The sequence below is a fragment of the Bartonella vaga genome, assembly GCF_037070895.1.
GTDB lineage: Bacteria > Pseudomonadota > Alphaproteobacteria > Rhizobiales > Rhizobiaceae > Bartonella.
Genome location: NZ_JAYMZK010000009.1, coordinates 35,661 through 44,438, shown reverse-complemented (window position 1 = coordinate 44,438; position 8,778 = coordinate 35,661). Strand labels below are relative to the sequence as shown.

At 35.5% G+C, this 8,778-nt stretch carries 6 protein-coding genes; 2 read left to right on the top strand and 4 right to left on the bottom strand.

The genetic code is table 11. The annotated features are described in order from the left end of the window. Positions 1 to 824: 824 nt before the first annotated feature. The gene (locus WCP76_RS05830) at positions 825 to 2,198 is read right to left on the bottom strand and encodes a glutamate--cysteine ligase (RefSeq protein ID WP_336294740.1); all 1,374 of its coding nucleotides are present in this window, start codon (positions 2,196 to 2,198) and stop codon (positions 825 to 827) included. Positions 2,199 to 2,266: 68 nt separating this feature from the next. After that, on the bottom strand, positions 2,267 to 3,010 hold the full coding sequence (locus WCP76_RS05825; RefSeq protein WP_336294739.1) for a 16S rRNA (uracil(1498)-N(3))-methyltransferase: 744 nt from the start codon (positions 3,008 to 3,010) through the stop codon (positions 2,267 to 2,269). 219 nt (positions 3,011 to 3,229) lie between these two features. Between WCP76_RS05825 and WCP76_RS05820 the strand changes: the two genes are divergently transcribed. Both WCP76_RS05820 and folD read left to right on the top strand, forming a co-directional pair. Further along, positions 3,230 to 3,373: a hypothetical protein gene (locus WCP76_RS05820; protein WP_336294738.1), complete on the top strand. Its 144-nt coding sequence runs from the start codon at positions 3,230 to 3,232 to the stop codon at positions 3,371 to 3,373. Between the two features lie 732 nt (positions 3,374 to 4,105). Next, on the top strand, positions 4,106 to 5,005 hold the full coding sequence (gene folD / locus WCP76_RS05815; RefSeq protein WP_336294737.1) for a bifunctional methylenetetrahydrofolate dehydrogenase/methenyltetrahydrofolate cyclohydrolase FolD: 900 nt from the start codon (positions 4,106 to 4,108) through the stop codon (positions 5,003 to 5,005). Between the two features lie 1,471 nt (positions 5,006 to 6,476). Here the strand turns inward: folD and pgl are convergent. After that, a complete protein-coding gene (gene pgl, locus WCP76_RS05810; RefSeq protein WP_336294736.1) occupies positions 6,477 to 7,265 on the bottom strand; it encodes a 6-phosphogluconolactonase in 789 nt (262 codons plus the stop codon). A 10-nt stretch (positions 7,266 to 7,275) separates the two neighbouring features. Next, complete coding sequence (gene zwf, locus WCP76_RS05805; protein ID WP_336294735.1) at positions 7,276 to 8,751, bottom strand: glucose-6-phosphate dehydrogenase; 1,476 nt, start codon at positions 8,749 to 8,751, stop codon at positions 7,276 to 7,278. Positions 8,752 to 8,778: the final 27 nt, after the last annotated feature.

Below are 8,778 nucleotides of genomic sequence, written 5' to 3'. Positions count from 1 at the left end.
GATATGTTCATTGCAGTAATAATTGCATGCAAAATTCTTCTATTTATTAACACAACAGCTATATTTCTAATGTATTCTGTAATATTTATAGTTTTAGCTCCTATATTAATATGAGCAATCTAAATCACTACAATAAGCTATATCAAACGTAACTAAATAATGATTATAAAAATCCAGCATACAGTAAAATAGTAAAACGATATAGCAAACATTCAACGAAGATATATGCTCTGTCATATCTACAGAATATGATAATGGATGATTTTTTAGATATTTAACAAAGTTGCGAATGGATTCTCCAGAATTTTATATTCTAAATCATTATCATATTATGCTTGTTCTTTTTTGAAAAATTACCAATTTGTAACAAGAGAATAAAAAATAATTATAAGGCAATTTAAATAATTAAATAACAGAATAAACTTTAATCTTAAAAAGATAGTTTGAAAATTATTTCCATAACAACAATTCATACTTTCAAAGCTTGAAAAAAGCCCTAAATACATTAAAATTTTCTTATTTCGGACCCCTCTTATAGCGAATTGCAAATTCATTTATTTGCACATCACAAGAAGAATAGGTGTGTAGGTAAAAACCATTTAATGAAGAAAGGGTCAAGACGCATTTTATGAACCTACCTTAGCACAAAAGTAGATACACAATTGAGGTAGGATAAATATCATGATGTCCAATAAATTTTGCCTCATCCCCTTCATAAATGGCACTGTAAGATGAGATTTTTCTTTAAAGATAAGTTGTGTGAATGATTAACAATAATGCTATCACCCCTCCGAAAGTGCAGGGAATTTTTTTGCCTTCAAAATTTAATAAGCACATTCTGAAAATACAGGTTCTACAGTCCCATTCCAAATAGAATGATAAAGAGACAAAAACTTATCAGCATCTGTTTGTCCCATTGCAATCACCTCTTCTAAGGGAGTCAGAAAATTTGTCTCATCAAAACCGTCCACATCATACCGTCGACGATTTTTTAAACCCTTCCGTGAAATAGCAACAGCCTGACGAGCTATTTCTAAAATTATTGTCTGACGAAAAGGCGTTTTGAGCCCTTCTTTTGGAACACGTTCACGCATATCCAAAACCTCTTCAAAACACCAATCTTTGGTCAAAGCCTCTGCTTCATTAAGCGCTTCACTGTCATAAAGAAGCCCAACCCAAAAAGCTGACAATGCACAGATGCGTCTCCAAGAACCACAATCAGCACCCCGCATTTCTAAAAATCGTTTTAAGCGCACTTCGGGAAACAAGGTCGACAGATGATTAATCCAATCTCCCATGTTGGGCACTGAATTTGCGATCTTTCCTCTTAACGCCCCATTCATAAATTGGCGAAAAGTTATATGTGTACAATCATAATAACGACCATCGCGCACGACAAAATACATTGGTACATTAAGTGCCCATTCAACATAATCCGCAAACCCAAAACGCTCAGAGAATATAAAGGGGAGGACTCCACACCTCTGATTATCAGTATGACGCCAAACTTCAGAACGCCAGGATAAAAAACCATTTGGCTTTCCCTCCGTAAAAGGTGAACTGGCAAATAATGCTGTCGCAATGGATTGTAACTTCATTGATACCTGCATTTTTCGCCGCATATCAGTTTCAGATGAAAAATCAAGATTAACCTGAACAGTCGACGTACGATACATCATATCAAGACCATTATGGCCAACTTTTGGCATATAATCAGTCATAATCTGATAACGTGATTTAGGCATTCGTGGGGTTTCAGCTAAACTCCACTTTGGACTAGCACCCATACCGAGAAAACCAATACCTAATGGCTCTGAAATTTTTTTGAGGAGAGCTAAATGCTCCATAACCTCGCAATAAGTATGACCAACCGTTTTCAGTGGTGCACCAGATAATTCAAATTGTCCTCCAGGTTCCAAAGAAATAGCACCTTGATTAACTGACCCAACAAGCCCGATAATATTCTCCTTATCTAAAATAGGCTGCCACCCTAAAGCTTCTTGCATGCCCTCTAGAAGGGCACGGATTCCTCTTGAGCCTTCATATGGAACGGAACGAAAACCATCTATATAGAACGGAAATTTTTCATGTTCTGTACCAATCCGCCAATCACGCTCTGCTTTACACCCCCCTTGGAAGTAATTAACCAAGGAATCTAAGTTATAAATTTCACTTTTATCATTTATATCAAGCGCCATAACTCATTGTATCCTATCATCAATTCCATCATTTTAAATGAATCGTTTAGAATGATTTTACGAACGTCTCAATCAATTGACCAATCTCCTAGGGCAACATTAAGAAGAGCCAGAGCAGCAACAGCAGCAGTGTCAGCACGTAAAATACGTGATCCTAAAGATATCGGAATTACAAAAGAATGTTTCTGTAAAAAGTTCCGTTCTTTTTCACTAAACCCACCTTCTGGTCCAATAAGAACACCAGGCGTAGTAACTTTGTACTTCTTTAAAATATGTAATGGATTATACGATTTGCACACCTCATCACAAAAGAACAAAGGCTGTGTCTTATCCCAACGTGCTAACAATTTTTCTAACGAGACAGCAGGCATGCATTTAGGCAGAGATAAAATGCCACACTGTTCAGAAGCTTCGACAACATTAGCCTCCATACGCATCATATTGATACGCGTAACTTGCGTGTGATGCGTTATAACAGGCTGCAAAATCAATACCCCCATTTCAACAGCTTTCTGCACCATATAATCCAAACGCGCATTTTTAAGTGGAGCAAAGCAATAAATAATATTCGAATGATTTGTTTGCAATCTTTCTTGACGGATAAGCTGGACTACAACAAACTTCTTCTTGATGGAAATAAGTTTAGCAAGCCACTCACCATCCTGTCCATTAAAAAGTAAGATTTCAGCTCCTTCTTTCATTCGCAAAACATGTACAAGATAAGCAGCCTGCGCTCCCTCTATCATTATTTCTTCATTTAAAGCAAGCGACTGTCGGATAAATAATCTTTTCAGTTTATAATTTATACGCATAAAAAACCGTGTCAAAGCTAACTACAATCATCATAGAAAATGAAAAGAAATATATAACAAAAAGCAAAAATTATATCCATAGAACTATAGAGTTTTTTAGATTTATGAGATAATTCTTGGAACAAATTGAACATTAAGTGATTCTGTTTTCATATAATTTATAAAAACATACTATTTGCCATTGCATTCCGACATTGGTAACGCGATTAAAGGGAAGATATGTCTGCTAAAAAAGCCACAATTATTACTACTATTACTCTCTTAGCTTTTATTTTTATTACTGTAGGAATTGGCTCTGTCGGAGCAGATGGAAAGCGTATAATTACCAAAGATGGTTATGGTATTTCCTCTGAGATTAAATAAGCATTAACAAAACTTATTCCTAAGGTTTTATATTAAAAGAATGTTTTTTAGTATTTTCTAAAACTTTTGCCAATGCAGATAACGAAAAGTAGCAATGAGTCCACGTCTATGCCCTAGTAAAAAAATTGCTATAATTTCATCCCTTAAAGCTAAGAGGAAAAATTAAAGGCTACGCAAGACGGTTAGAAGTGCATAGAATATTTCTCCATAAAATTTCTGAGCAATGACTTTTTCGCAATTGTGCTTGCAATGTAAGTTTATGCCGCTAATCTCGTATGATAAAAGGTGCAATTATTCCTCAAAGTGGAAAGCTCTAATCCATAGTCAGTATCGACGATATTATTTCTTTTACGTACCATATGAAAAGCTTTTTTGAATATTTTAAGGCTCAAAAGCAGTCAGAAAGGCATCAAAATTTATTTAAAAAATTTTTTATTTTTAAAAAAGGTAAAAACGAATCTAAGTAATTGTCAAAAAGCTTTTTATGGTCCGAAAATTCACCTTATCTCATTTAAAAACTTAATTATTCTTGTTCTTATCCAAAGTTTATTAAAACAGCAAGGTTGCCACTTCTTTACAAAGCAATTATTTTACGGTCTCTTAAAAATTATAAAATACATAACACGGTCAAACCATTCTTACCGTTCTCATATAAATATTATTAGCAAACTCTATTGTACTGTCAGCAAATGCTTTACAAAAATAAACAGCTCTACCGAAAGGATCTCTCTCATGAATAATATTATTGATGGAAAAAAGCTCGCTGAAGAAATTATTGTGAAAGTTAAGGCTGAAACAACAAAACTCCGCAACAACTATAATATACAACCTGGTATAGCTGTTGTCATTGTCGGAGATGACCCTGCAAGTCAAGTATATGCTACATCAAAGAGCAAAAAAGCTGAAGAATGTGGTTTTTTTTCAATTAAACATATGATTTCAAAAGAAACAAAAGAACAAGAGCTTCTTGAACTCATTGCAGCATTAAATTCTGATCCTAAAATTCATGGTATTTTGGTGCAACTCCCCCTCCCTCCCCACATTAATACAAACCGCATAACGCAAGCCATTGCGTTCCAAAAAGATGTTGATGGTTTTCATTATATCAACATAGGAAAACTTACAGCCAATGCACTGGAAGACGCTATCATTCCTTGCACACCAGCTGGTGCCATGATTATGATTGAAAAACAATGCGGACGAGATTTATCCGGTCTTGATGCCGTCGTCGTTGGTCGCTCTAATATTGTTGGCAAACCTATGTCTGCTCTCTTAACTGCAGCCAATGCCACTGTAACGATCGCTCACAGTCGCACTCGTGACCTTGATGACGTGTGTCGAAGCGCTGATATTTTAGTAGCAGCTGTAGGTCGCCCTAAAATGATTAAAAAAGACTGGGTTAAAAATGGTGCCATTATTATTGATGTTGGCATTAACCGCATTGCAGCACCAGAAAAAGGTATAGGAGAAACACGTCTTGTCGGTGATGTTGATTTTGAAAAAGTGAAAGGGAAAGCAGCTGCAATTACTCCTGTTCCAGGCGGTGTTGGACCTATGACAATTGCCATGCTCATGGTTAATACACTCAAAGCAACCGCTCGAGCACACAATTTACCCGTACCGAAATTTTAAAAAATTTTACGCAATATACATTGCTCAAACATCACTTTAGTTCTTTTCTCACTTTACTCACATCATAGTTATATACCCCTTGATCTCCAAGATTAACTTATTTGTAAAAAAAGAAAAAATTCACACTAAACACCATATTCACTATTTGAAAAAACAGAAGGTATGATTGTTCTCGCATTAAATTTTATCAAACCTTCCCAATGTTATTTTACCTACATAAAGGTACCAAAACAAATGAGATCCATCCTGAAAATGTACAAAAAATTATTATACAAAGATTCTGGTATCACATGGATTGCGGTGAAAATTTTTCCTGACGCACCTTATATATGACCGCCCGTTATCAACATGATTTTTGACTCTGATTTTTAAAAACATCAAATTTGTCTTTAATTTTATGAAACTCTAGCATAGCATTTGTTTTTAGGTATTTACGAAGAATGACAGCAATAAAACCTTTATCATTCAACACTCAAGACCTTAAAAGCTTTTTACAATCTCTTTTAATTATTAAATACAAAAATTTTCTCAAATTGCATGAGAATAATTTAATTTCTTCAGAAGAATTAGGATAAATCCATGCTAAAAGGAAAAAAAGTGACAAAACTTCTACAATATCATACTGCGTCAATCAAATATGGTAAACCACAACCATAGCAATAATAACGTATTGCCTAATTTATAACAACTCTTGTTGCTGAATCCTACAATAGCGTTCATAAAAAAGTACGTATCGATTATCAGATAAACATGCCTATAATCACAAGCTATTAAGAGTTACAATTTCAAATACATGTTTGATTAATTTCCTATTTTACAGAATTATGCAAATGTATCTTATCATCTATAAAAGAAACTCCAATTATATGTAGTCCTATCATGCTTATCATAAGCTGATTTTAGTTAGCACCTCCAGAAAATGAACATGCTCCTACGTCGTAATAAAATGTGCTTCCAATTTTAAACATATCTATCTATTTATCTTATTTTCTAGGTAGGGCTGATGTAGTTTTACTTTTTCATTACTCCCTTGACTGTTTGTCATTAAACCCTAGGAGAACAAAATTTCAAAAAGGCAAATGTTAGTAAGCCAATTTGTATAGTAAGCTTATAGCCATCACCACTGCAAGCAGATCACCAGCCACGTATATTACATTACCAACAGACGGAGATGAACAATTTCTTTAATTAAAGTAAAAAAAAACCTTAAAGGCTCAAGATGCTTACAGTGTATCATTATATGCAGAAATAGCACTAATATCCCCAAGTAACATTACATTTTAAATGTTCTTTGTCTATTGAAATACAGACAAAACACTATAGGTTTTGATTAGCAGCGTATTCGAAAAAACTTCGCTTAAGACGATTTTTTTTGCATCTTTGCAATAAATTTTCTGCGCTGCTAGAGAACGCTTAGACACTATTTTATGACCTTAGCAATTATTCTTGATAAGGATCATTCTTCATTGATTTATATGCAATTTCCTTTGCCAAAGAAAGATAGATTGTTTCCTGCACTTGTATCAGGTTCTGCTTCACCTATTTCATTTTCAGCAGGTGACCAATAAACTTGAACAAAATGATGGGCATTACGCAAAACCGCTCGAACAGGCATTTCGGTTTCAGATTCTCCCCGACAAACCTCTTCAAAACAATCACGTTTCTGAAAACCTTCAAAATGGAGAACAATGAAACGAGATTGCATTATCACTGGCAAAGTCAGCGTAAGCCTTGGCTCAACAGCACTCTTCGCATGAATAGGTAAAACAATTGCCTGAGTTTGAAGATCAAGCGCCTGCTTCAAACGATCGGCATCAGGAAAAAAGGAAGCAGTATGTCCATCAACACCCATTCCCAAAACAACCACATCAAATGGTCTAGGCAACGTATTTATACGATTAGCTGCCGAAAAAGCTGCAAGCTCAGCAGTAATTGCTTTATGATAAAGCCCTACAAAACGTGCTTTAGCTGCAAAATTTTGTAATAAATAGCGCCGAACAATATATTCATTTGAACGTTCATGATTAGCAGGTACAAAACGTTCATCTACCAAAGTAATGATGATATTTTGCCAATCAATATCAACTTTTGATAAGTAATGAAAAAACAGTTCTGGTGTTTTACCACCAGAAACTGCTAGAATTGCTCGTTTACGCTCAAGAACAGATACACTAAGCTCTGCCGCGACTCGATCTGCCAATGCTAAAGCTAAAGCAGCAGGTGTTTCAAAATTTAAACGGTCGATATTCATTCTATTCATTATTATTTCTCTAAACAAAGTTGTTCCATACACGCCCATCACGTTCCATCAATGCCTTTGAAGCATATGGCCCCCATGAACCAGCGCTGTACCCCAAAACAGGCTGCTTTATGGCTTGCCACCCTTTAAGGATTGGATCAATCCAATGCCATGCAGCTTCAACTTCATCATGCCGCATAAACAGTGTTTGATCTCCGCGGATAACATCCATCAACAATCGTTCATAAGCATCAGGACTACGTTCAGAAAACATAGACGCAAAACTCATATCTAATGGAATATGACGAAACCGCATCTTACTAGAACCTGGATCTTTAATCATAAGCCATTGTTTTATGCCTTCATCAGGCTGTAAACGAATAACTAGCCGATTAGAAAAAATCTTATTCGAACCCACATCAAAAATGTTATGAGGAATAGGTTTGAAAACAACAACAATTTCAGACATACGCCTGGGCATGCGCTTACCAGTTCGCAGATAAAAAGGTGTATTTGCCCAGCGCCAATTATCAATTTTAACCTTAAGTGCTACAAATGTTTCTCTTTTACTGAGCTTTTTTCCCACATCATCAAGATAAGAGCTTACGGAAACACCATCTAATATACCAGAAAGATACTGTCCACGCACAGTGGATTGCCTAACATTATGAACATCAAGAGGCGTTAAAGAATGCAAAACTTTAAGCTTTTCGTTACGTACAGCATTTGCACTATTGGTAAATGGTATTTCCATAGCAACCAAGCAAAGTAATTGTAGCATATGGTTCTGTACCATATCGCGTAGCGCACCTGTACTGTCGTAATATTCCGCACGACCCTCTAATCCTAAAGACTCCGCAACAGTTATCTGAACATGGTCAACATAATTGGAATTCCATAACGGCTCATAGAACGTATTAGCAAACCGTAATGTCATCAAATTTTGAACTATTTCCTTGCCAAGATAATGATCAATCCGGAAGATTTGATTTTCACTAAATAATGCCGCAAATATATTATTGAGTTTAACTGCTGTTTCTACATCACAACCAATGGGTTTTTCAATAATAATCCGTGTTTTCTGAGTCACCAAGCCATTCTGGCCTAACCTCATCGCGGTCTCGCCATAAAGCGGTGAATTAAACGCTAAATAGAAAGCCCGAATATTAGATGGATCTTTCGATAGTAGTAGAGCTAGCTCCCCCCATCCCAAGTTTGATGTGACATCAACAGAAACATAGGTTAAACGTGCAAGAAAACGATCAATTTTAACTTGATTGCGATCTTTGGGATGAACATATTTTTCCAGAGCAGCACGAACAAAATTTTTATACTCTTCACTACTCAATAAAGAGCTGGAAACCCCAATAATACGTGTCAGCTCACTCAACTGCCCAGCACACTGACAGTAATATAAAGCAGGCATAAGTTTGCGTGATGTTAAGTCACCGTTAGCACCAAAAACAATAAAATCAAAAGAAGAGAATGGAATAATTTTATTCACCATAAACTTGTCTATCTTTCCATTCAATTT